Here is a 23,406-nt window from a genome sequence, read left to right as displayed (position 1 = left end):
CTCGCACCGCTGTCGAACGGGTCTCGAGACAGCGGTGCGAGCCGGCCGGAGAACCGTCAGCACTCGGTGACGTTGACGGCCAGGCCGCCCCGTGCGGTCTCCTTGTACTTGTCCTTCATGTCGGCGCCGGTCTCCTTCATGGTCTTGATGACCTTGTCGAGGGAGACGTGGTGGCGGCCGTCGCCGCGCAGCGCCATCTTCGCCGCGGTCACCGCCTTCACCGCGGCCATGCCGTTGCGCTCGATGCACGGGATCTGCACCAGGCCGCCGACCGGGTCGCAGGTCAGGCCCAGGTTGTGCTCCATGCCGATCTCGGCGGCGTTCTCCACCTGCTCCGGCGTGCCACCGAGCACCTCGGCCAGCCCGGCCGCGGCCATCGCGCACGCCGAACCGACCTCGCCCTGGCAACCGACCTCGGCCCCGGAGATGCTGGCGTTGCGCTTGAACAGCATGCCGATCGCCCCGGCGGTCAGCAGGTAGCGGACCACGCCCTCCTTGTCCGCGCCGGGCACGAAATCCAGGTAGTAGCGCAGCACCGCGGGGATGATCCCGGCCGCGCCGTTGGTCGGCGCGGTCACCACCCGGCCGCCCGCCGCGTTCTCCTCGTTCACCGCCATGGCATAAACGGTCAGCCACTCCATCGCCAGCTCGGCCCGATCGCCTGCCACCCGCAGCTGACGGGCGGTGGCCCCGGCCCGGCGGCGCACCCGCAGGCCACCCGGCAGGACACCCTCCGCATACAGTCCGGCGTCGATGCAGTCGCTCATCACCTGCCAGATGTCCAGCAGGCCGGAACGGATCTCCGATTCGGTACGGTGCACACCCTCGTTCGCCTGCATCAGCCGGGAGATCGACAATCCCGTGGCGTTGGCGTGTTTCAGCAGCTCGGCGGCCGTGCCGAAGGTGTAGGGGACAGTGCTGTGCTCCGGCCGTACCGCCGCGGGGTGGTCCGCCACGACGAACCCGCCGCCGACCGAGAAGTAGGTTTTGCGGAGAATCTCCGCGCCGTCGGCGCACAGCGCCGTGAACAGCATCCCGTTGGGATGCCCGGGCAGCACCTTGCGGCGATGAAGGACCAGGTCGACGTCCACCGCACGCTCGCGCAGCAGCCGCAACCGGCCATCCGCCCGGATGCGCGCGGCGCGCGCATCCGCGGTGATCACGTCCACCGTCTCCGGTGTGTCACCTTCAAGCCCGAGGAGTACGGCCTTCGGCGTGCCGTGGCCCTGCCCGGTGGCCCCGAGCGACCCGAACATCTCGGCCCGAACCGTGGTCACGTGATCATTTCCGGCCAGATGACCGGCGAAGAGGCGGGCCGCGCGCATCGGCCCCACGGTGTGCGAGCTGGACGGGCCGATGCCGACGGAGAACAGGTCGAAGACGGAGATGTGCTGCTCAGGGCTCACGATGCACTCCTTTGTGCGCCGACGGCCGGGGGAAGCCGACGGGGATGGTTACGTGAGCGGAGGCGTCCGCGGTTCAGTCGCAGACACTCGACATCGGGTTCTTGCGGGCGACCACGATCGGCAGCTCGTGCCGCCGGTGATGGCTGGTGTGCAGCCAGCGCATCATCGGGTACATCGCCAGCAGGAAACGGGCGGTCATCCAGGCGCGGGCGTACGAGCCACGCCGCAGCCGGCCGATGTGCTGGGCGTAGCCACGCTCGGTCATCAGCAGGTAGTGGCGGAAACCTGTGAAGTCGCCCTTCACCCGGCGTGACGACGTGCCGGCCACCAGATCCCGGGCATACCGCACCGAATAGCCGCCCTCCCGCAGGTGGATGCCGAGATCCAGATCCTCGTGGAACTGCTCGTCGGCACAGAGCGTCGCCGCCACCGCCAGCCAGATCGGGCGGCGGATCGCCATGTTCGCGCCGAACACCCAGTCGAGACGGCCGTTCGGGACCGTCCACAGCCCGCGGATGATCGCGTCACCCCGGGCCGCCACCCGAGGCAGGGTCACGTCGTAGTAGCGGACCGGGCCCGTCGCCGCATCCACCGACGGATCGCCGAACGTCGCCTCCACCGCGGCCAGATGACCCTCCGGCAGGCGGGTGTCCGCGTCGATGCGCACGATCACATCACCCGTCGCCGCGTTCAGGCCCCGGTTACGGGCGTGCTGCACACCCTGTCGCTCCTCGCCCAGGATGATCACCCGGTCCTGGAAACCGCGCAGGATCTCGGCCGTCCGGTCGGTCGAATTGTTGTCGACCACGATCACCTCGTCGGCCGCCCGGGACTGCGCCAGAACGGCCTCCAGGCAGGCGCCGATCATTGATTCTTCGTTGTACGCGGGAATGACGACAGAAATGCGCGGCCCTGACATCGATCCTCCGATGTTCGTATTGGCGAGCATGATTCCGCGCAGGTCGTGGACGGGGCAACTGCCGGTGGGCGACCAGCTGGTGGCAGTTTGATGAGCGGCCGGGTGTTGATCGTGGCGCTCGGTCCGAGTGGTGCTCACGGGGAACTTCAAACAAACGAGGAATGGACGCGCGGCGGCATTTTCACGCGCGATCACCTCGTGGATCTTGCACGATTCTCCGCTCCGCTGCGATCTTGCTTGATTTCACCGGTCGGGGGTGTGGTCCGGCTTGCAAGATCGCTGCGCGAGGGTGGGGCGTCACGCAGGACCGCGGGCTTCGAGGAGCGTTTTATTGGATCTCGCACGTTTCCTCACCTTCGCGGCGATCTTGCACGATTCTTCACGTCTGGGCGTGGCTTTTCGTGCAAGATCCACTGCGCGCGGGAGACCTTGCAGCTTTCTTCCCGCCGGGACGTGGAAAGGGCTGCAAGATCGCCGCGAGGGTGAACGATCGTGCAAGATCGCCGCGGCAGGGCGCGTATTCGTGCAAGATCGCTGCGGCAGGGCGCGTATTCGTGTGAGATCGCCGCGGTGGGGTGCGTATTCGTGTGAGATTGCTGCGCCGGGGGCATTCGGTGGGCCGGGTGCTGTGCAGTTTGGCCGGCCAGTGGGCTTCGTGCGAGAGCGATGTGTCGAGGGCTCGCAATCGTGCGAGATCGCTGCGTCCGCGGGTGTGCCTTCGGGTGAGGTCGCCGCACGGGGTGGTGACTGGCGACGGCGAGGCCTGCGAGTTCGTCGCGGTCTCGGTGAACTTGAGCGCGTTGGTCAGGAGGTTGCGGGAGGTGCTGCCGCGGGCGGCGGAAGTGGCGGGCGCTGGTCAGGCGGTGATCGGGGTCCAGGTGGCGAATTTCGGGAGGCGGTTGTCTCCTGAGGAACGGCCCCGCAACCGCCTGTTGATCCACGGCAGGACGTGCTCGCCGTAGTAACGCGCCTCGCCGAGGATGCGGAACGCCGGCGCCGGCCCCGGATCGAGAGCGTGCGGTGGCGCCGGGTGGCCGAGGGCGCCCAGGACCAGCGAGGCGACCCGGCGGTGGCCGGCCGCGTTCAGGTGGAGGCGGTCGGCTGACCAGTAGACCCGGCGGCGCAGCTCGACGTCGCGGAAACAGTCGACGAACGTCACGTCATAGCGGGGCAGCAACTCGGACACCGCGGCCGTGAGGATCTCGCCGCGCTGCCGGAACGTGCTGCCGAACGGCAGGTGGTCGGACGGGTCGGCGCCACTGAGGACGACCAGGCGGACCCCGGCGTCGGCGCAGCGCTGGACAGCCTGCTCGGTCAGCTCGACCAGACGCTCCAGCGACACCCCACGGCGCAGCATGTCGTTGCCGCCGCCGTTGAAGGTGACGAGCGTCGGGGTGGGAGTGAGCGCCAGGGCGGCGGGCAACTGGTCGTTGACGATCGGATCGAGGAGACGGCCGCGGATGGCAAGATTCGCATACTCCACCGGGTTGTCCGAGATCTCGGAGAGGCCGGCGGCGACCAGGTCGGCCCAGCCGCGCTCGGTGCCGTCAGGGAGGGTGTCACCCAGGCCCTCGGTGAAGCTGTCGCCGATCGCCACGTACCGCGTCATGGGTTGGACGCTATCCGACCGAACGGTCGCAAACCCAGGGGTCGGGACGGCGACCTGCGTCACGAATGCCACAGGTCGCCGTCGTGGGAAAGCTAGGCGGGCCAGTCCACGCTGAGGTATTGCGTCTCCTGGAATTCGCGGAGACCGTCGCGGGCGCCCTCCCGGCCCAGGCCGCTCTGCTTGACGCCGCCGAACGGCGCCGACGGGTCGGAGACCAGGCCACGGTTGATGCCGACCATCCCGGCGTCGATCGCCTCACCGAGCCGCAGGGCCCGGGCCAGATCACCGGAGAAGACGTACGCGGCCAGGCCGTACTCGCTGTCGTTGACCAGCTCCAGCAACTCGTCCTCGTCGGTCCAGGTGGTGATCGCCGCGACCGGCCCGAAGATCTCCTCCTGGAGGATCGCCGCGCCGGCCGGCACGTCGACCAGCACGGTCGGCGGGTAGAAGTGGCCGGGCGCGTCGGGCAGCGTCGCCTGGTGGCTGATCCGGGCGCCGGCCGCGACCGCCTCGTCCACGGTGCGGGTCACCCGGCGCAGCGCGGCGGCGCTGATCAGCGGGCCGATCGCGGCGCCGTCGGCGGCGGGGCCGACGGTCAGCTTCTCCACCGCCGCGCCGAACCGGGCCACGAACGCGGTCTGCACCGAGGTGTGCACGTAGAACCGGTTCGCCGCGGTGCACGCCTGCCCGCCGTTGCGGAACTTCGCGATCATCGCCCCGGCGACGGCCGCGTCCAGGTCGGCGTCGTCGGCGACGATGAACGGTGCGTTGCCGCCCAGCTCCATCGACGAGTTGACCACCCGGTCGGCGGCGTGCCGCAGCAGCACCCGGCCGACCGCGGTGCTGCCGGTGAACGAGATCTTCCGGACCCGTTCGTCGTTCAGCCAGGCGCCGACCACACCCGACGAGTCGGTGGTGGTGACCACGGTGATCACGCCGTCCGGCAGGCCCGCCTCGGTGAGCAGGCCGGCGATGGCCAGCGCGGTGAGCGGGGTCTCGGCGGCCGGTTTGACGACCGCGGTGCAGCCGGCCGCCAGCGCCGGGCCGATCTTGCGGGTGATCATCGCGGCCGGGAAGTTCCACGGCGTGACCAGCGCGGCGACACCGACCGGCCGGTGCGTGACGAGGGTACGGGTACCGCCCGCCGGTGATTCGCCGAAGTCGCCTCCGGGCCGGACCGCCTCTTCGGCGAACCAGCGGAAGAACTCGGCCGCGTACGTCACCTCGCCTGCCGCGTCGGTCAGCGACTTGCCGTTCTCCCGGCTGATCAGGGTGGCCAGCGAGTCACGATCGCGGATCATCAGCTCGAACGCCTTGTGCAGGATCTCCGACCGCCGGCGGGGCGGGGTCCTCGACCAGGACTTCAACGACGCGGACGCGGCGTCGACAGCCTTCGTGGCGGCCGAGACGTCCATGTTCTCCACCGCCGCGACCACCGACAGGGTGGCCGGATCGACAACCTCGAAACTCACCGGATCTCCTCGAAAGCCGCCGCGATCACGTCGAACGCGTCGTTGAGCAGGGCGTCGCTGATCGACAGCGGCGGCAGGAAGCGCAGCACGTTGCCGTACGTGCCGCAGGTCAGCACGATCACGCCCTGGCTGTGCGCGGCTTTTGCGACATCACGGGCCAGCCGCGGGTCGGGTTCCGAACTGCCGGAGCGGACGAGTTCCACGGCCAGCATGGCGCCTCTGCCCCGTACCTCACCGATCCGATCGTCTTTGTCCTTGATCGCCGTCAGGCGGGCTTTGACGAGCGTCTCGATCTGCCGCGCCCGTTCGACCAGGCCGTCGGAGAGGATGGTCTCGATCGCCGCGAGCGCCGCCGCGCAGGCGATCGGGTTGCCGCCATAGGTGCCGCCCAGGCCACCCTCGTGCGGCCCGGACATGATCTCGGCGCGCCCGGTGACCGCCGACAGCGGCAGCCCGCCGGCGATGCCCTTGGCCGTGACGATCAGGTCCGGCACGACCCCCTCGCGCTCGCAGGCGAACAGGTCGCCGGTCCGGGCGAACCCGGTCTGCACCTCGTCGGCCACGAACACCACACCGCCGGCCCGGCACCAGGCGGCCAGCGCCGGCAGGAACCCGGGCGCCGGCTCGATGAACCCGCCCTCGCCCTGGATCGGCTCGATGACCAGGGCGGCCAGGTTCTCCACGCCGATCTGCTTCTCGATCTGGTCGATGGCGCGGGCCGCCGCGGCCGCCCCGTCGACGACACCGTCCCGGTACGGGTACGAGCCGCCGACCCGGTAGACCTCCGGCGCGAACGGCCCGAACGTGTGCTTGTACGGCTTGTTCTTCGCGGTCATCGCCAGGGTCAGGTTGGTCCGCCCGTGGTAGGCGTGGTCGAACACGACGACCGCGTCCCGGCCGGTCCACGCCCGCGCGATCTTCACGGCGTTCTCGACGGCCTCGGCGCCCGAGTTGAACAGGGCGCTGCGCTTGTCGTGGCCGCCCGGGGTGAGCCGGTTCAGCGCCTCGGCGACGGCCACGTACCCGTCGTACGGCGTGACCATGAAGCAGGTGTGCGTGAACGCCGCGACCTGCTCGGTCACCGCCGCCACCACCCGCGGGTTCGCCGCGCCGACCGTGGTCACGGCGATGCCCGAGCCCAGGTCGATCAGCTGGTTGCCGTCGACGTCGACGACGATGCCGCCGTCGGCGCGGGCCGCGAAGACGCCCATCGTGGTGCCGACGCCACCGGCGACCGCCGACTGCTTGCGGGCCATCAGTTCCCGGGATCGTGGGCCGGGGAGTTCGGTGACCAGCCGGCGCTGTTGTTCGATGCTCACGCGTCCAGTCTCGGGCCGAACCTTCATGCCCGTCCATTACCGTTATGGCAGCCTGACTATGCCTGGGAGGCATGATGGAGCTACGGCATCTCCGTTACTTCGTGGCGACCGCGGAGGCCGGGACGGTCAGTGGCGCCGCCGCCCGCCTGCACCTCACCCAGCCCGGCCTGTCCCGCCAGCTCCGTCAGCTGGAGAAGGACCTCGGCGTGGCGCTGTTCGACCGCTCGACGAGCCGGCTGGAGTTGTCCACCACCGGGCGCGCGTTGTTGCCGCAAGCGCGTGACCTGCTGCAACGTGCCGATGCCCTGAAGGTAGCGGCGTCCTTCCACGCCGTCGGGCGGCTGGAGCGGCTGACCATCGGCGCGCCCACGGTGACGTTGACCGACGTGGTCGCACCGTTCATCGCGACGCTGGCGCCGGACGATCCGACCACCGATGTGCTGCGTGCCGACGGTCTGTCACCCGCGGATACGCTGCGGCAGGGCGCCGATCTGGCCGTCGGAACGATTCCGGCATCACCGCCGTTCCGTGAAATGTCGCTCGCGGTGTTGCCGGTCTGGGCTTACGTTCCGCCCGGCCACCCCTGGAGCGGCCGGGGTGGCGTCCCCCTCGCGGACCTCGTCGAGGAGTCGTTGATCCTGCTCCCGGCGGCTTTCACGGCCCGCCAGGCGTTCGATGCCGCGACCGGCGATATGTCATCTGAAAAGAGCATCGAAGCCGCCAACGGGACCGTCGCCCAGGCCCTCGCCGCCGCCGGCCGCGGGATCGCGATCGCCTCCGACGACCCACGGTTCGGCCTGGTCCCGCTGGCCGTGGAGACGGACGGCCGCCGCCTGTCGATCAGGCTGCGCGCGGCCTGGGACTCCCGCCACGCCGCCGCCGTCACGATCGAGGGCTTCGCCGCCCGCCTGGGCCGCTTCATCCGCGACCGCTACGACGCCCCCGCATCTTGACCTGGCGAATCGCCGCTCATATCGTTTGGGTCCAAACAAAAGGAGGGCCCGTGACGATCGACCTGATCGTGCTGGAAGCCGACCGCGCCGCCGACGACGTGGTGGCCCTGCGCCTGGCCCGCCCGGACGGCGCCGACCTGCCCGGCTGGACCCCCGGCGCCCACATCGACCTGCACCTGGGCCAGGATCTGGTCCGCCAGTACTCGCTCTGCGGCGACCCGGCCGAGACCGCCGCGTACCGCATCGCCGTCCTCGCCACCCCGGACAGCCGCGGCGGCTCCAAAGCCGTCCACAACCTGCGGCCCGGCGACCACGTCCGGGTGAGCGAGCCGCGCAACCACTTCCCGTTCGAGCCCGCCGACCACTACCTCTTCGTCGCCGGCGGCATCGGCATCACCCCACTGCTGCCGATGATCAAGGCGGCTGAAGCCGCCGGCGCGACGTGGGAGCTGGCTTACGGCGGCCGCCGCCGTTCCTCGATGGCGTTCCTCAAAACCCTTCAGCTGTACGGGCCACGCCTGCACGTGGTCGCCCAGGAGGAAGCCGGCCTGCTGAACCTGAACGAAGTGCTCGCCGGCTACCGCCCCGGCGCCCGGATCTACGCCTGCGGCCCGGAACCCCTGCTGGCGGCCCTGGAGGAGCGCTGCGCCGGCTTGCCGCTCCACCTGGAACGCTTCACCGCCGCCACCGTGGACACCAGCGGCGACACCGAGTTCGAGGTGGTCCTGGACCGCTCCGGCCGGACCCTGACCGTCCCGCCCGGCCGCTCGATCTTCGAGGTGGTCCGGGAGGCCGGCGTCAACGTGCTCGGCTCCTGCCTGGAGGGCATCTGCGGCACCTGCGAGACCGAGGTCCTGGACGGCGCCGTGGACCACCGGGACACGGTCCTGAGCGCCGAGGAACGCGAAGCCGACGAGTGCATGATGATCTGCGTCTCCCGGTCCCGCTCCACCCGCCTGACCCTCGACCTCTGACTTTCCGCAGCTGACCTCAGGTTGGGCCGGGGCGTGCCGATTCGCTGCGGCATGGATCGCGTTGACCTGGACGGCCGCTGGTTCGGCTCGGGACACAGCACCCTGACCGACCCCGCCGCGGCCGGCGCCGAGGCGGCCACCGCCGCGCTCGACGGCCGTACACCCGTGGTGGTGTTCGTTTTCTGTTCGGTCGGTTATCACGTGCCGGAACTCTTCGACGGCATCCGCGCGCAGTCCGGGCCGGACACCGTGATCGTCGGCTGCACCACCTCCGGGCAGCTCGGGGGCGGTACGGTGAGCCGGGACGGGGTGTCGGTCACCGCCTGGGGCGGGAGCGGGTTCGCCGTACAGACCCATGTCTCCCGAAACGTCTCCGATCGCCTGCGTGACGCCGGCGTGGAGGCCGCCTCCTGCCTCGGCGCCGTCGACCAGCCGCATCGCGCGCTGCTGATGCTCTGCGACGGGCTGACCGGCAACCAGCACGAGATCGTGCGCGGCGCCTTCTCGGTGGCCGGCGCCGTCGTGCCGCTCGTCGGCGGCTGCGCCGGCGACCACCTCACCTACGTCCGCACCTACCAGTTCCACGGCGGCCGGGACGGCGTCGAGATCCTCTCCGACGCGGCCGTCGGTGTCGCCATCGGCTCGGACGCGCCGCTCGGCGTCGGCATCGCGCACGGCTGGCGCAAACAGGGCGACGCGATGATCGTGACCAGCAGCCGGGAGGGTCGCGTCTTCGAACTGGACGGCGAACCGGCCCTGGACGTCTTCCTGCGCCGGCTCGGCCTCGACGAGTCGATCCTCGACGACGACGAGGCGTTCCGGCACGCGGCGTTCCTGCACCCGCTCGGCCTGTCCCGGCGCAGCGGCGAGGACATCCGGGTCATCCACGACGGCGACCGGGCCGACCGTTCGCTGTTCTGCCTGGCCGACGTGCCGCAAGGCGGTCTGGTCTGGCTGATGGAGAGCGACATCGGGTCACTCACCGACGCGGCCGGGCAGTCCGGTGACCGGGCCGTGCAGGCGCTCGCCGGCCGGCAGGCGCTCGGGGCGGTCGTCTTCGACTGCGCGGCCCGGCGGGTGACCATCGGCGAGGACGGGATCGGCGCGGAGAACGACGGCATCGCCAAGGCGCTGCCGAATGTGCCGTACGGCGGCTTCTACAGCACCGGGGAGATCGCCCGGGTCCGCGGTGCGCTGGGCATGCACCATTTCACCGTGGTCACGCTCGCGCTGTCCTGAGGGGGTCGAGGTGAACCACTGGTCCACGCATCAGCTCACCGAATTCTTCGCCGCAGTCTGTGAATCCCAGGACGAGCGCGCCGCCATCACCCTCGCCGTGGAACGCGCCGCCGAGGTGCTGGAAGCCGAGGTCGGGGCGGTGCTCCGCGGCGACCGGGTCGAGGTGGCCCGCGGCGTCGACCGTGACCTGCTCGACGGTGCTCTGCCGGCCGGCCCGCAGGCCATGCTGTCGCTGCCCGGACTCGACGACCTCAACATCTGGTCGGCCCGGTTCGGCGCCGAGCCACGCGGATCCCTGATGGTGGCCCGCGCCGGTGACCCGCTCGATCCGGAGGAACGGCAGCTCCTCCAGGCCATGGCGCAGACCCTGGGCCTGGCGCTGTCCAACATCGCCCTGCTCACCGCGGAACGCCGGCTGCGCGAGGAACGCGAACGGGAATCCGCCGAACGCCTGGCCCTCGTGCAGTCGCTGCGCGAGGCCCGGCACGACTCGCTGACCGGCCTGCCGACCCGGGTGCTGTTCCTGGAGATCCTGGCCGAGAAGCTGGGCCAGGCCACGCCGACCACGGTGCTCTTCATCGACCTGGACCGGTTCAAGGCGGTCAACGACAGCCTCGGCCACCGTGCCGGCGACGACCTGCTCGGTCACGTCGCCGCCCGGATCCGTGACTGCCTGCGCCCGGACGACACCGGCGCCCGGCTCGGCGGCGACGAGTTCGCGGTGCTGCTCGACGACACCGGCCCGGAGACCGCGGTGCCGGTCGCGTGGCGGATCATCGAGGCGCTGCGCCGCCCGTTCCGGATCGCCGGGCGCGACGTCTTCATCGGCGCCAGCATCGGCGTGGCCACCGGCACCGCGGGAGTCGACGCCGACGACCTGCTCGGCAACGCCGACGTGGCGATGTACCGGGCCAAGAAGGACGGCCCCGGCAAGGTCGTCGTCTTCGAGCCGGCCATGCACGCCGAAGCCCTGGCCCGCCTCACCCTCACCGCCGACCTCAAACAGGCGCTCGCCGCCGACCAGTTCCGGCTCATGTACCAGCCGCTCATCCGGCTCGGCAGCGGCCGGGCGACAGGTGTCGAGGCGCTGATCCGCTGGAACCGGCCCGGGTTCGGGCAGGTGCCGCCGACCGGGTTCCTGCCGCTCGCCGAGGAGAACGGCATGATCGCCGACATCGGCCGCTGGGTGCTGCACGCCGCCGGTGAGCAGGCCGCACGCTGGCGGCGCACCATCCCGGAGCTCACCCTCAACGTCAACGTCTCCGGGCGCCAGCTCACCGACCCGCGGTTCGCCTCGGACGTCGAACAGACCCTGGCCGGCTGCGGGCTGCCGGCCGCCGCGGTCACCCTCGAACTCACCGAGTCGGTGCTGATGGCCGATCCGCGTACCGCCGTGGCCTGCCTCACCGACCTCCGCGACCTGGGTGTCGGCCTCGCCATCGACGACTTCGGCACCGGCTACTCGTCGCTGTCCTACCTGCAGCGGCTCCCGGTCGACGAGCTCAAGATCGACCGGGCGTTCATCAGCCGGGCCGAACCCACCGCCGCCGACCTGGCCGTCATCCGCACCGTCGTCGAACTGGCCCGGACCCTGAAACTGCGCACCGTCGTCGAGGGCGTCGAAACGGAGGAACAGCACCTGGCCATGCGCGAACTGGGCTGCGACTACGGCCAGGGCTACCACCTGTGCCGCCCGATCGACCCGCAGAACGTCCCGGCCGCCTTCGTGGGGCCGCTGGCGACCTGAGGGCCCCCACGGTGATCGTCCGCAGTGATACCTTGCGACGATCATCGATGGACGGGGGTCCGATGGAGTTGATGAACAGACGTGGCGTGCTGCGCGCCGGGGTGGTCGCCGCCGGGGTGGCCGGTGGTGTCGCGGTCACCGCGGGACCGGCGGCCGCGGCCGCGGCGGACAAGGGCTGGGTCTCGGTGCTCGACCATTACCGGGACGCGCAGGGCGGGGAACGTGACGACGCCGGCGCGATCCAGGCGGCGATCACCGCGGCCACCGCGATGCGGCCGGTGCGCAGTGTGCTGCTGCCGCCCGGGAACTACGCGGTCGACCGGGAGATCCTGGTGCGCGGGCTCAACGACGCGGCGATCAGCGGGCACGGCGCGACGATCACCCTGACCGGCGCGGCCGCCACCACGAACGGCGCCAGCGCGGTCCTCAAGATCACCGACAGCGACCGGTTCGAGGTCTCCGGGCTGACCATCATCGACACCGAGGGCACCCAGCCGTACAACGGCGTCAGCATCGCCCGGAGCAGCCGCGGCACCCTCGACGGCGTCACCGTGTACGGGGTGAAGTGGACCGGCCTCGGCGTCTACGACACCACCCCGGGCGTGTCCACCGACATCGCCATCGTCAACTGCACCGTGGTGGGGACGAAGTTCGGCATCTCCACCAACGGGCACGACGTCCGGATCATCGGCAACCACGTGGCGATGTACTGGCCGTCGACCGCGGAGGCGGCCGCGAAAGGCGGCGTGTGGAGCGCCCCGTCGGACTACTACGACGGCATCAACGTGCTGTCCGGCTCGGACCGCACCACGGTCACCGGCAACACCATCACCGAGTGCGGCCAGGCCGGGGTCTACACGCAGGACTGCACGAACCTCGTCGTCTCGGCCAACACGGTCACCGGCTGCCAGCTGCGCGGCATCGAGATCGACGGCGGTACGGGCATCGCCGTCGGCGTGACGATCAGCGGCAACACGGTGGCCGACTGCAAAGGCCAGATCAACCTGGTCCGGGCCCGGGACGTCAGTGTCGTCGGCAACCGGCTCACCAACACGTCGTCGGTCCGTGCCGCCAGCCTGATCGCGGTCAACATCGGCAGCTCGCACGTCACCGTCGTCGGCAACCACGCCACCCAGGCCCACCCGACGTTCCCGGCGGTGTATGTGATCGCCGACGCCGGTGACGTGACGGTGGCCGCCAACGAGGTGGTGGCCGGTACGCCGTACCAGGTCCCGGCCTCGGTGGCGCTGCTCTACCGCAGCGCGGCCGGCCAGTTCACGGTCAACGGGCGGCTCGTCGCGACCAAGGGCCTGGGTGTCGGCAACGCCGTCGCGGCGACCACCCCGGGCAAGGTGGTCAGCAAGGTCGAGGTGTTCTCCGCGACCGGGGCCAGCCTCGGGTTCGTTCCCGTCTACCAGTCGATCTCCTGATCGGCGCCGCCGGGCCTGGTCTTCTGATCGGCGCCGCCGGGCCTGGTCTCCTGATCGGCGCCGCCGGGCCGGCGGCGGTACCGGCCCGGCGGCATCCCGAACCGGCGCTTGAACGCCGTCGCGAACGCGAACTCCGACCGGTAGCCGACCCGCCCGGCCACGGCGCCGGCCGTCAGATCGGTGCGCCGTAGCAGCCCGGCCGCCACGGTCATCCGCCACCAGGTCAGATAGGTCAGCGGCGGGCGGCCGAGCCGGGCGGTGAACCGGCGGGCGAACGGCGCCCGGGACAGCCCGCCCTCCGCGGCCAGGGCGGCGACCGTCCAGTCGCGGCCCGGTTCGCGGTGCATGGCGTGCAGCGCCGCGGCGGTCACCGGGTCGGCGAGGGCCGCCGCCCAACCCGCCGGGCGGTCACCGCCGGCGGACAGACAGATGCGCAGCAGATGTACGAGCATCGTGTCCAGCAGGGCCGGGATCAGGGCGTCGCTGCCGGCGCCGGGTTCGGTCAGCTCGGACGCCAGGTGGCCGACGACGGTGGCCAGCCGGGGATCCGCACCGGCCGGCACGTGGATCAGATCCGGCAGGTCGTGGATCAGCGGATGGACCAGTTCCGGCGCCAGCTCGTACGCCCCGCACAGGGTGACCGTCGCGCCGGTGATTGCCGTCCGGACCGGCTCGGCGGGTGTGCCCGGAGCACACGCCGGGGTGATCGGCCGGGTATCCGGCGAGTCGGCGAGGGTGTGGCCGTCGCCGTGCGGGCGGAAGACGATGTCGCCCTCGCCCAGGTTCACCGGCTCGGATCCGGCCCGCAGCAGCACACACGAACCCCGCAGCACCACGTGGAACCCGGCCGAACCGGGCACCGGCGCGAACTCCTGCGCCCACGGCGTCGGCCACCCGACCAGGGCTGACCTGGCCTGCCCGGTTCGCATCACCGCCAGCACCTCGCTGAGCACGTCCATGGCGAGACGATCGCACAGGAAATCGAGATCGTGAAGCATTCAACGTCTCGAAGGCTCTGCCTACGGTTCGTTCATGAGAGCAATGCGCATGCATGGGTACGGCGGACCGGACGTCATTCACGACGATGAGGTTGCGCAGCCGGTGCCCGGGCCGGGCGAGGTTCTGCTGCGGGTGGCCGCAACGACGTTCAACCCGTCCGAAGCCGGTCTGCGCCGTGGCCTGCTCCGGTCGATCGTGCCCGTCGATCTGCCGTACACGATGGGGTTGGACGTCGCCGGAACCGTGGCCGCCGCGGCCTCTTCGGAGCTCGCCGCGGGCTCTTCCGGCCTCGCCGTGGGCGACCGGGTGATCGGCCGGCTCGACGGTCGCGCTGCCGCTGACTTCGCCGTCGCCCCCGAGAACGTGCTGGTCCGCGTCCCGCCGGAGGTGGACCTGGCGGACGCGGCGGCCCTGCCGATCGCCGGGCTGACCGCGTGGCAGGCCGTCTTCGAACATGCCGGGGTGACCGCCGGGCAGCGGGTGCTGATCAACGGGACCGGGGCGATCGGGCGCTTCGCCGCACAGCTGGCCCGGCACGCCGGTGCCGAGGTGGTCGTCGCCTCCCGGTCGCGGGGTGACGTGGCGGGCAGGTTCGACGCCGTCCTCCACCTGGTTCCGGCGCCGCCGCGGCACGCGCCACTGATCCGGCCCGGGGGAGTGCTGGTGTCGGTGACCACGCCAGCCGATCAGCTGCCGGCCGGCGACTTCCGGGCCGTGCACTTCATCGTCCGCAACGACACCGCCGACCTCGCCGCGATGCTGGAGCTGGTCGCGTCCGGCGAGGTCACCATCGACATCGCCGGCCGGCGGCCGCTCACCGACCTGGCGGCCGTCCATGCGGCGGCCGAGACCGGCGGCCTCCCCGGAAAGACGCTGCTCCTCCCATCCCGGCCGTAGCCCCCACCCGGGCCGGCCGTCGCTCACGCACGCAATCGGGCGTCCGTGAGGACTGCCGGGCCAGCCGTCGCTCACATACGTAATCGGGCGTCGGTAGGAGCCGTGAGCGACGGCTGGCGGGCTGCCGCCTGGACCAGGGCCTCGAAAAGGTCCGGCGCGGCGTCGGCGGTGTCCTCGGGATGCCACTGGACACCCCGGTACCAGCCGGCACGCCCGGACAGACGCACCGCTTCGACGGTGCCGTCGGCGGCCCGGGCGGTGACCTCCAGGTCCTTGCCGAGCCGGCCGAGCGCCTGATGGTGGTAGCAGGACACGGTCTGCCCGCCGACCTCGTGGATCAGGTGGCGGTGCGGATTCGGCATGTCCTGGATGAGGTCGCCGCCCCGGGCCACGTTGACGACCTGGGTGCCCCGGCAGATCGACAGCAGCGGAACCCCGTCGTCGATCGTCACCCGCGCCACCGCCAGGTCGAACACGTCCTGCACCTCGTCGACGTCGTAGAGCGAGTCGTGGTCCGCCTGCCCGTACCAGCGGGCGGCCAGGTCACCGCCGCCGGGGAGCAGCACGCCGCCGGCGAAGGCGAGCCGGCCCCGGACCTCGTCGTCGGAGGCCGCCGCCGGGTGGATCACCACCGGCTCGCCGCCCGCGTCGAACACCGCCTCCAGCAGGGCGGCGGCAGCCACCTCGGCCCGGTACCGCAGCGCCGACGCGCCGGCCGAGAACCGGGCCGGGACAGCGATCAACGGCCTAGCCATGATTGATCCACACGGTTTTCAGGTCGGTGTACTGGTCCATGGCGTGCTGGGACTTGTCGCGGCCGCTGCCGGAGAGCTTCACCCCGCCGAACGGAACCGACATGTCACCCTCCTCGTAGCAGTTGACCCAGACGGTTCCGGCGCGCATGGCCCGGGACACCCGGTGTGCCCGGCCGAGGTCGGCGGTCCACACGGCGGCGGCCAGGCCGAACTCGGTGTCGCGGGCGAGTTCGATCGCCGACTGCTCGTCGTCGAAGGTCTGCACGGTCAGGACCGGCCCGAACAGCTCCTCCCGGACGAGCACGTTGTCGCGCCCGGCGCCGGTGACGACTGTCGGTTCGAGGTAGGGGCCGCCGGGACGGGACTGCCCGCCGCACCTGATCGTGCCGCCCTGGGCGACCCCGGCGGCGAGCCGCCCGAGCACCCGGTCGAGGCTGCGGGTGTCGACGAGCGGGCCCAGCAGGGTGTCCGGCAGCAGCGGGTCGGCGGGCCGCCACCGGTCCGCGGCGGCCACCACCGCCTCGACGACCTGATCAGAAACGGACCGGTGGACCAGGAGACGGGCGCCGGCCGTACACATCTGACCGGCGTTGAAGAAGACCGCCCACGCCGCGGCGGCGGCCGCCTCGCCGAGGTCCGGCGCGTCCGCGAAGACGATGTTGGGCGATTTGCCGCCGAGTTCGAGGTGGACCCGTTTGAGGTTGCTGTCGCCGGCGTAGCGCAGGAAATGCCGTCCGACGGGTGTGGAGCCGGTGAAGGTGAGCACGTCGACGTCCGGATGTTCGCCGAGCCGGCGACCGACGGTGACGCCGTCGCCGGACAGCACGTTGAACGCGCCGGGCGGCAGTCCGGCTTCGGCGCCGAGCGCGGCGACCTTCTGCATCGACAGCGGCGACTGTTCCGCGGTCTTGAGGACGACGGTGCATCCGGCGGCGAGGGCGGGCGCCATCTTCCAGCCACCGATGGTGAGCGGGAAGTTCCACGGCACGACGGCCGCCACCACCCCGGCCGGTTCGCGCGTGACCAGGGCGAGCTCGCCGTCCACGGTCTGCGGGGCGGTGCCGGGCACCTTGTCGGCGAGCCCGCCGTAGTACCGCAGGCACCTGATCAGCGCCCGCAGCTCGATCTCCCAGGTGTGCCGGATCGGTTTGCCCATCTCCAGCGTGACCAGCAGCGCCAGTTCGTCCCGGTGCTGTTCGACCAGGTCGGCCCAGCGCAGCAGGGTCTCGCCACGCTCCCGGGCGGGCAGCCGCGGCCACGGTCCGTGATCGAAGGCCCGCCGCGCGGCGGCGACCGCCGCATCGGCATCGGCCACCGACGCCCAGGCCATCTCACCGAGCACCGAACCATCACGCGGCGTGACGATCGGCCGCACGGTAGCCGCCGCGCGTTCCGCACCGTCGATCCACAGACCCCATTGCGGCTGTACGGCCGCCGCGCGCTCGATCCAGGAAACGTGCTCCATGCTCAGAACGTCTTCGACAGGTCGGGTTTGCGGATGCCCCGGAACTCCCAGTCGCCGCCCTGGGCGGTGGAGAGCACCTCTTCACTTTCGGTCGGCTGGGCGCCGACGTCGGCCCGTACCGCAGACGGTCCTTCAATGATCTTGTTGCGAAGCAACCCGAGGCCTTCGACCTCGACCTCGACGACGTCGCCGGGGTAGACCGTCCGGGAGATCGCCGGTGTGCCGGAGAGCAGCACGTCCCCGGGCTGGAGGGTGATCGTCCGGGCGATGTCGGCGACGAGGTAGTGCATGTCCCACTTCATCTCGTCGGTGTTGCCGTCCTGTTTGACGACGCCGTTGACGATCGTGCGGATGCCCTTGCCGCGGAAGTCCCAGCCCTCGACGACGCCCGGGCCGAGCGGGCAGAGCGTGTCGGCGCCCTTGACCCGCAGCATCGACCCGGAGTCGGTGTCCCGGAAGTCGTGCAGCCCGTAGTCGTTGCCGACGGTGTAGCCGCGGATGTAGTCGCCGGCCTCGGCGGGGGAGATGTTGCGGGCGGTCCGGCCGATGACGATGCCGATCTCGCCCTCGTAGTTGAGCCACTTGCAGCCCCGCGGCCGGACGACGGCCGAGCCGTGCGCATTGAGCGCGGAGACCGGCTTGTGGAAGTAGGTCGGCGCGGGTGGCAGTTTCGTCATCATCTCGGCGACCCGCGACGAGTAGTTCAGGTGCACGCAGATGATCTTCGACGGGGTGACCGGCGGCAGGTGGACGGCCTCGTCCACACCGATCGACCGGCCGTCGCCGGCGACCAGGGCGTCCCCGTGCCGGACGACGTCGACAGCGGTGCCGTCGAGCAGGATGCGGCGGGTCTCTCTCACAGCGAAGTCCTTTGCGGAGCGGGGAAGGGGCCGTCGAACCAGACGTGGACCTGGCCGGTGCCGACGGAGTTCTCGTACTCGCCGTACTGCCGGCCGCGGGCGGTGCAGTCGCCCTCGCCGAGCGCGCCGAGCATCATCAGGTAGTGCCCGAACCGGGCCTCCGGCTTGAACCGGTAGTACTCCGGCATGGTGTCCAGAACCCGGCGGTGGTCCCCGGCGGCGAACCAGTCCAGGCGTTCCATGTCCGCGGCGTACGCCTCCGGGGTGAAGATGTGCTCCACCCCGGCCGTCTCGTGATCGCGCAGCTGGCGCAGCGGCCAGAAGGTGTGCGACATGGCGCCCGAAGCGATCAGCAGCACCTTCCGGCCGGACTCCCGGATCGCGTCGCCGAGGGCCCGGCCGAGTCGCAGGTTGTCCTCGGTCTCCGCGGTCTGGCACACCCCGATCGAGATCCACCGCTTGTCCGGCAGGCCCTGCCCGAGGTACTCCCACACGTTCGTGGTGGCGTAGAAGATCGGCAGGTGGTCGTCGTCGATCGCGGTGATCCAGGTGCCGTGGGCGTCCGCCTGGCCGGCGATCAGGTGCGCAAGCGCGGGGTCGCCCCGGAAGTCGTAGGGCCGCTGGGCCATCCCGCGCGGCAGTTCCTCCGAGGTGAACAGCCCGTGCCGTCGTTCCTGGGCGGTGACGACGAACTCGACGGTGGTCGCCCAGTGCGAGTCGAGCACCACGACGGTGTCGTAGTCGACGACGTCGAAGACCTCCCTGCGCAGCTGCTGGAGGCCGGTGACCAGGGTGCTCTCCCGGCCGTTGTTCAGTTCCCGCCGAGTCTCCTCGGGCAGCACGATGGTGGGCACGTGGGCGATCAGCCCGGCCCCGACGATCTCTCCCATGTCAGGCCTCCCCGGGCGCGATGACGGTGTTCTTGACGTCGCAGTAGAAGTCGAACGACCAGGTGCCGCCCTCGCGGCCGATCCCGGATCGCCCGTTGCCGCCGAACGGCGCGCCCAGGTCACGGACGAAGAAGCAGTTCACCCAGACCGTTCCGGCGTTCAGCCGGGCCGCCTTCGACGGATCGGCGGTGACGAGCGTCGCGGCCAGCCCGAACCTGGTGTCGTTGGCCATCGCGAAACCCTCGTCCTCGGTCGCGAACGTCTGCATGGTCAGCACCGGCCCGAACACCTCCTCGGTGACGATCTCGCTGCCCGGCTCCGGGTCGACCAGGATCGTCGGCCGGAAGTAGAGGCCGCCCAGCTCCTCGTTGGGCCCGCCGCCGAGGACCACCCGGGCCTTCGCGCGTTCCACGAAACCGCGGACGCGGTCGAAGTGCGCCCGGCTGATCAGGGCGCTCACGTCGGTCCGCTCGTCCCTCGGGTCACCTTGAACCAGCGCTTCCGCCCTCGCGATCAGGCGCTCGAGGAAGGCGCCGGCCAGCGACTCGTGCACGATCAGCCGGAACGCGCCGAGGCACACCTGGCCGGCGTTGTCGAACTGCTCGACCGCCAGTTTCACGGCCAGGTCCAGGTCGGCGTCGGCCAGGACGAGCAGCGGCGACTTGCCGCCGAGTTCGAACGAGAGCGGCACGATGTTGGGCGCCGCCGCGGCCGCGACGGCTCCGGCCGTCGGGACCGACCCGGTGAAGGACAACCGGTTGATGCCCGGGTGGCGGGTGAGCGGGGCGCCGGCTTCCAGACCTGTTCCCTGTACGACGTTGAGCACGCCCGCCGGCAGTCCGGCGTCGTGGGCGATCCCGGCGAGCAGGGAGGCGGTCAGGGGTGCCCATTCCGGCGGTTTCAGCACCACGGTGTTGCCGGCCGCCAGCGCCGGGCCGATCCGCCAGGTGGCCAGCATCAGCGGGGCGTTCCAGGGGGTGATGACAGCGGTGACGCCGGACGGGTCGTAGGTGATCTTCTGCCGGTGCCCGCGTACCGCCATGTCAGGGTGCGTGAGCTGCTCCGCGTAGTCGGCGAAGAAGCGGAAGTTCATCGCGACCCGGGGCATCACGCCGCGGCGGTGCGAGCGCAGCAGCGAGCCGTTGTCCCTGGTCTCGACCCGTGACAGGTCTTCGATCCGCGCCTCGATGCCGTCCGCTACCCGCCTGAGTATTTCGCCCCTTTTATTGGCTTTCATGGCTGCCCAGGTGGGGAATGCTGTTCTTGCTGCTGCGACGGCGGCGTCTATCTCGGCCTCTCCGCCGGCTGCGATGTCGCCGAGGTGCGCTTCGTCGATTGGGGAAAAATCGGGAAATGTGCGATCAGAGGCGACGCGCGCGCCGCCGATCCAGTGCCGGGTGTCGACCTTCACACCCTCGACCTCGATGAACGTCATGCCAGCCTCGCCAGGGTCGTTCCGCCGTTCCAGACCACACCGACCTGCCGGTAGTAGCCGCCGATCACCTCGTGCACCTCCAGCCGGGCCAACTCCTCGGTCGGTGACTCGAAGAGCCGCAGATCCACGTCGCCGCGCCACGCCGGCCCGCCGGCGAACTCGCTCGCGCCGGACGAGATCAGCTCGGCGAAGGCGTCGTCCGCGCCGGCTTCGATGCCGGGGTAGACCCGGTGGTGGGCCATCGGATGCCCGTTGACGAAGCCGTTCGACGGTGACTCCTCCCGCAGCGTCAGCACCGCCTCGGCCAGCCGCCGGTCACCCGCCGCGAGCGTCGCGCCGAACACCCCGCCCGGCCCGATCTGCGGCGCGGCCTGCGCGAACGGGTGCGGCCGGGTCTGCCACACGCTGCCGAGCTTCTTCGGGTAGCCCTGGTGCACGCCGCGAGCGACGGCGAAGTCCTTGTCGACCCAGATGTAGACGCAGCGCGAGAAGGTCCGCTGTCCGAACTTGCAGCGGACCACCACGAACGCCTCCTTGTACTGCGAGCGCACCGGGTCGAGCAGTTCCGCCCGGCCGGCCGAGCAGGACTGCCAGTCGGCCCAGATCAGCGCGACTGCGCCGGGGTCCTCGTCGGCGAGCTCCAGCGGCGCCGGCAGCAGTTCGGCGACGCGGGCCGGGTCGGTGCGGTACTCGACGGTGAGCAGGTCACCGGAGTAGTGCCAGGGCGGGCTCGGGATGAGGCTCGAGGACCCGGTGGCGGTGCGCGGATAGAAGAAGCCCCGCATGACCGTCCCTTCAATCGTTTGGATGCGAACGATATGCTGCGGAAGGGCTCCCGGCAAGGTCTGGGCAGGGGCTTCACTTCCCGCTATCGTACGGGCCCAAACGAAAGGGGAAGCCATGACGGTGCCACTGGAGGACGTCGACCTGGACGACCTGGACCGGTTCGCGAAGAACGAGGCCTGGGGGCAGTTCGACACCCTGCGCCGCGAGTCCCCGGTGCACTGGACCCCCTCCGCCCACGGGGACGGGTACTGGTCGGTGACCAGATACGCCGACATCGCCACCGTCGACCGCGACCCGGCCACCTTCACGTCGATGAAGTTCGTGAACCTGGAGGACGTCGACGACGACCTCCAGGACCTGCGCCGCTCGATCCTGGAGACCGACGGCGCCCGGCACACCGCGCTGCGCAAACTGATCCAGCGCGAGTTCAGTGCCCGGAACCTGCGCCAGTACGAGGACTTCCTCCGGGACCTCACCCGGGTCACCGTGGACAACGCGCTCGCTCGCGGCTCGTTCGACTTCGTCAAGGAGGTCAGCGCCGACTTCCCGATCCAGGTGCTGGCCCGGCTGCTCGACGTGCCCGAGTCGGACACCGGGCAGCTCATCGACTGGGGCAACCAGCTGATCGGCAACACCGACCCGGACTACTCGGAGTTCCTGCTCACCGACCCCGGCAGCGATCAGTACAAGCACCTGCCGTTCCGCTCGCCGGCCTCGATCGAGGTCTTCGAGTACGGCCGGGACCTGGCCCGCAGGCGCCGCGGCGGCGACGGCCGGGACCTGGTCAGCGTGCTGGTCAACCGGGTGCCCGAGGACGGCGAGCCGCTCACCGCGACCGACTTCGACAACTACTTCCTGCTGCTGGTGGTGGCCGGCAACGAGACCACCCGGCACACCATCAGCCACGCCATGCACGCGCTCATCGGCAACCCCGGACAGCTGGCGCTGCTGCGCGACCAGCCGGAACTGATCCCCGGCGCGGTCGAGGAGTTCCTGCGCTGGGCGTCACCGGTCTACCACTTCCGGCGGACGGCCACCCGCGACGTCGAGCTCGGCGGCCGGACGATCCGCGAAGGGGACAAGGTCGTCATGTGGTTCGCCTCCGGCAACCGCGACGACACGGTGTTCGACGACCCGTACCGCTTCGACGTGACCCGCAAGAACGTCGACCACCTGTCGTTCGGCCGGGGCGGCCCGCACCTCTGCCTCGGCAACAGCCTGGCCCGCCTGGAGATCCGCCTGATGTTCGAGGAGCTCATCCCGCGCATCACCGCCGCGCACCTGGACGGCGAGGTCCGCCGGGTTCGCAGCAACTTCGTCAACGGCATCAAGACTCTGCCGGTACGGGTGACACCCGCCTGATCTCCCACCGGTCGCCCTGGCCCGCGGCGATCATGACGGCCTCGATCGCCCGCCGGAAGGCCTCCCGATCGTTGCCGTAGCCGAGGGCGGACCCGAGATCAACCGGCTGCTCATCGTGGAGACTCGCGGCGAGAGCGACGAGCCGCCGGTCCCGGTCCGGCACGTCGTTGGCCGCCGCGAAGGCGACCACCGCCGACCAGTCGGTGACCTGCCCCATACGCACGGTGTCACCCATGTCCCAGGGCAGGTCCATCAGGCCCACGAGCTCTCCGAACCCCGGCTGGTCCGGGACCGAGGTGAAACTCAGCAGATGCACGGCGGCCCGTCGCCCCGCAGAAGCCCCGGTGGCGATGTCGATCCGCAGCACGCTCCGGATCTGGTCCCCCGTGTAACCGGTGGCGAATTCCGGCCGCCGGGGCCGCAGGTGCAACCGTAGTTGCGACGCTGTCTCCGGATCCTTCAGCAGTTCGGCGACCCGCAGGCACTCCGCGCACGCCGGCAGCCTGTCGATGTCGAGGTAGTCGTCCCGCAGGCCCATGTCGTAGGCGATACCGATGGCGTACGTGTCTTCGGCGTGCACCCTGCGCTCCGGGCTGGAACACAGCGTGTACCCGGACGATCCGCCGTCGCCCCCGGGCACGTCATCGAGATCCACGGACAGATGCCGCAAGGTGCCGTCCGTGCACGGTTGAGGTGTCATCGAGCCCTCCAAACCGAACTTGTTCCACCGCCCCCGACAACCCGAAGCGTATCGACGCCCCACAATCAACGCCCCGTTTGCTCGCTCGCCCGCTCGCCCGCTCGCTCGCCCGCTCGCCCGCTCGCTCGCCCGCTCGCCCGCTCGCTCGCCCGCTCGCCCGCTCGCTCGCCCGCTCGCCCGCTCGCTCGC

General features: G+C 70.9%; 20 protein-coding genes. 7 read left to right on the top strand and 13 right to left on the bottom strand.

Annotation, left to right across the window (positions count from 1 at the left end):
* Positions 1-56 precede the first annotated feature (56 nt).
* From AB0E94_RS50000 to gabT, 5 genes are all read right to left on the bottom strand, one after another.
* Positions 57-1,406 (bottom strand): L-serine ammonia-lyase, encoded by a 1,350-nt coding sequence (locus AB0E94_RS50000; protein ID WP_360343047.1) that lies wholly within the window; start codon positions 1,404-1,406, stop codon positions 57-59.
* 73 nt (positions 1,407-1,479) lie between these two features.
* Positions 1,480-2,325 (bottom strand): glycosyltransferase family A protein, encoded by an 846-nt coding sequence (locus AB0E94_RS49995; protein WP_360343044.1) that lies wholly within the window; start codon positions 2,323-2,325, stop codon positions 1,480-1,482.
* 856 nt (positions 2,326-3,181) lie between these two features.
* Positions 3,182-3,934, bottom strand: coding sequence for an SGNH/GDSL hydrolase family protein (locus tag AB0E94_RS49990; protein ID WP_360343041.1), 753 nt, complete (start codon positions 3,932-3,934; stop codon positions 3,182-3,184).
* 92 nt (positions 3,935-4,026) lie between these two features.
* Complete coding sequence (locus AB0E94_RS49985) at positions 4,027-5,406, bottom strand: NAD-dependent succinate-semialdehyde dehydrogenase (protein ID WP_360343038.1); 1,380 nt, start codon at positions 5,404-5,406, stop codon at positions 4,027-4,029.
* The gene (gene gabT / locus AB0E94_RS49980; RefSeq protein WP_360343035.1) at positions 5,403-6,752 is read right to left on the bottom strand and encodes a 4-aminobutyrate--2-oxoglutarate transaminase; all 1,350 of its coding nucleotides are present in this window, start codon (positions 6,750-6,752) and stop codon (positions 5,403-5,405) included. The genes AB0E94_RS49985 and gabT overlap by 4 nt, the downstream gene beginning before the upstream one ends.
* A gap of 44 nt (positions 6,753-6,796) precedes the next feature.
* Between gabT and AB0E94_RS49975 the strand changes: the two genes are divergently transcribed.
* The 5 genes from AB0E94_RS49975 (at position 6,797) to AB0E94_RS49955 (ending at position 13,068) form a co-directional block, all read left to right on the top strand.
* Positions 6,797-7,678, top strand: a complete 882-nt coding sequence (locus AB0E94_RS49975; RefSeq protein ID WP_360343032.1) for a LysR family transcriptional regulator — start codon at positions 6,797-6,799, stop codon at positions 7,676-7,678.
* Between the two features lie 50 nt (positions 7,679-7,728).
* Positions 7,729-8,652 (top strand): PDR/VanB family oxidoreductase, encoded by a 924-nt coding sequence (locus AB0E94_RS49970; protein ID WP_360343029.1) that lies wholly within the window; start codon positions 7,729-7,731, stop codon positions 8,650-8,652.
* 51 nt (positions 8,653-8,703) lie between these two features.
* Complete coding sequence (locus AB0E94_RS49965) at positions 8,704-9,891, top strand: FIST N-terminal domain-containing protein (protein ID WP_360343026.1); 1,188 nt, start codon at positions 8,704-8,706, stop codon at positions 9,889-9,891.
* 10 nt (positions 9,892-9,901) lie between these two features.
* Positions 9,902-11,638, top strand: coding sequence for an EAL domain-containing protein (locus AB0E94_RS49960; RefSeq protein WP_360343023.1), 1,737 nt, complete (start codon positions 9,902-9,904; stop codon positions 11,636-11,638).
* A gap of 71 nt (positions 11,639-11,709) precedes the next feature.
* Positions 11,710-13,068: a right-handed parallel beta-helix repeat-containing protein gene (locus AB0E94_RS49955; protein WP_360343020.1), complete on the top strand. Its 1,359-nt coding sequence runs from the start codon at positions 11,710-11,712 to the stop codon at positions 13,066-13,068.
* Here the strand turns inward: AB0E94_RS49955 and AB0E94_RS49950 are convergent.
* Entirely contained in the window at positions 13,050-14,027 is a 978-nt protein-coding gene (locus tag AB0E94_RS49950) for an AraC family transcriptional regulator (protein WP_360343016.1), read from the bottom strand. The genes AB0E94_RS49955 and AB0E94_RS49950 overlap by 19 nt on opposite strands.
* Before the next feature lie 73 nt (positions 14,028-14,100).
* Between AB0E94_RS49950 and AB0E94_RS49945 the strand changes: the two genes are divergently transcribed.
* Positions 14,101-14,964, top strand: a complete 864-nt coding sequence (locus AB0E94_RS49945; protein WP_360343013.1) for an NADP-dependent oxidoreductase — start codon at positions 14,101-14,103, stop codon at positions 14,962-14,964.
* A 71-nt stretch (positions 14,965-15,035) separates the two neighbouring features.
* Here the strand turns inward: AB0E94_RS49945 and AB0E94_RS49940 are convergent, their stop codons facing one another.
* Genes AB0E94_RS49940 through AB0E94_RS49915 form a run of 6 tightly spaced genes read right to left on the bottom strand, consistent with a single transcriptional unit; the run spans position 15,036 to position 21,154 of the window.
* Positions 15,036-15,719, bottom strand: a complete 684-nt coding sequence (locus AB0E94_RS49940) for a gamma-glutamyl-gamma-aminobutyrate hydrolase family protein (RefSeq protein ID WP_360343010.1) — start codon at positions 15,717-15,719, stop codon at positions 15,036-15,038.
* The gene (locus AB0E94_RS49935; RefSeq protein WP_360343007.1) at positions 15,712-17,184 is read right to left on the bottom strand and encodes an aldehyde dehydrogenase family protein; all 1,473 of its coding nucleotides are present in this window, start codon (positions 17,182-17,184) and stop codon (positions 15,712-15,714) included. Before AB0E94_RS49935 ends, AB0E94_RS49940 begins: the two co-directional genes overlap by 8 nt.
* A 2-nt stretch (positions 17,185-17,186) precedes the next feature.
* A complete protein-coding gene (locus AB0E94_RS49930) occupies positions 17,187-18,044 on the bottom strand; it encodes a fumarylacetoacetate hydrolase family protein (protein ID WP_360343004.1) in 858 nt (285 codons plus the stop codon).
* Positions 18,041-18,934, bottom strand: coding sequence for a catechol 1,2-dioxygenase (locus AB0E94_RS49925; RefSeq protein ID WP_360343001.1), 894 nt, complete (start codon positions 18,932-18,934; stop codon positions 18,041-18,043). Before AB0E94_RS49925 ends, AB0E94_RS49930 begins: the two co-directional genes overlap by 4 nt.
* A 1-nt stretch (position 18,935) precedes the next feature.
* Entirely contained in the window at positions 18,936-20,369 is a 1,434-nt protein-coding gene (locus AB0E94_RS49920; RefSeq protein ID WP_360342998.1) for an aldehyde dehydrogenase family protein, read from the bottom strand.
* Positions 20,366-21,154 (bottom strand): acetoacetate decarboxylase family protein, encoded by a 789-nt coding sequence (locus AB0E94_RS49915; RefSeq protein ID WP_360342995.1) that lies wholly within the window; start codon positions 21,152-21,154, stop codon positions 20,366-20,368. The genes AB0E94_RS49920 and AB0E94_RS49915 overlap by 4 nt, the downstream gene beginning before the upstream one ends.
* A gap of 115 nt (positions 21,155-21,269) precedes the next feature.
* Between AB0E94_RS49915 and AB0E94_RS49910 the strand changes: the two genes are divergently transcribed.
* Positions 21,270-22,517, top strand: a complete 1,248-nt coding sequence (locus AB0E94_RS49910; protein WP_360342992.1) for a cytochrome P450 — start codon at positions 21,270-21,272, stop codon at positions 22,515-22,517.
* On the opposite strand, the gene AB0E94_RS49905 is transcribed toward AB0E94_RS49910, so the two are convergent.
* Entirely contained in the window at positions 22,483-23,217 is a 735-nt protein-coding gene (locus AB0E94_RS49905) for a hypothetical protein (RefSeq protein WP_360342989.1), read from the bottom strand. The genes AB0E94_RS49910 and AB0E94_RS49905 overlap by 35 nt on opposite strands.
* Positions 23,218-23,406: the final 189 nt, after the last annotated feature.

The organism is Actinoplanes sp. NPDC026670, assembly GCF_040638175.1.
Classification (GTDB): domain Bacteria; phylum Actinomycetota; class Actinomycetes; order Mycobacteriales; family Micromonosporaceae; genus Actinoplanes.
The sequence above is the reverse complement of the archived record's forward strand: the minus strand, read 5'-3'. Positions and strand labels throughout refer to the sequence as shown.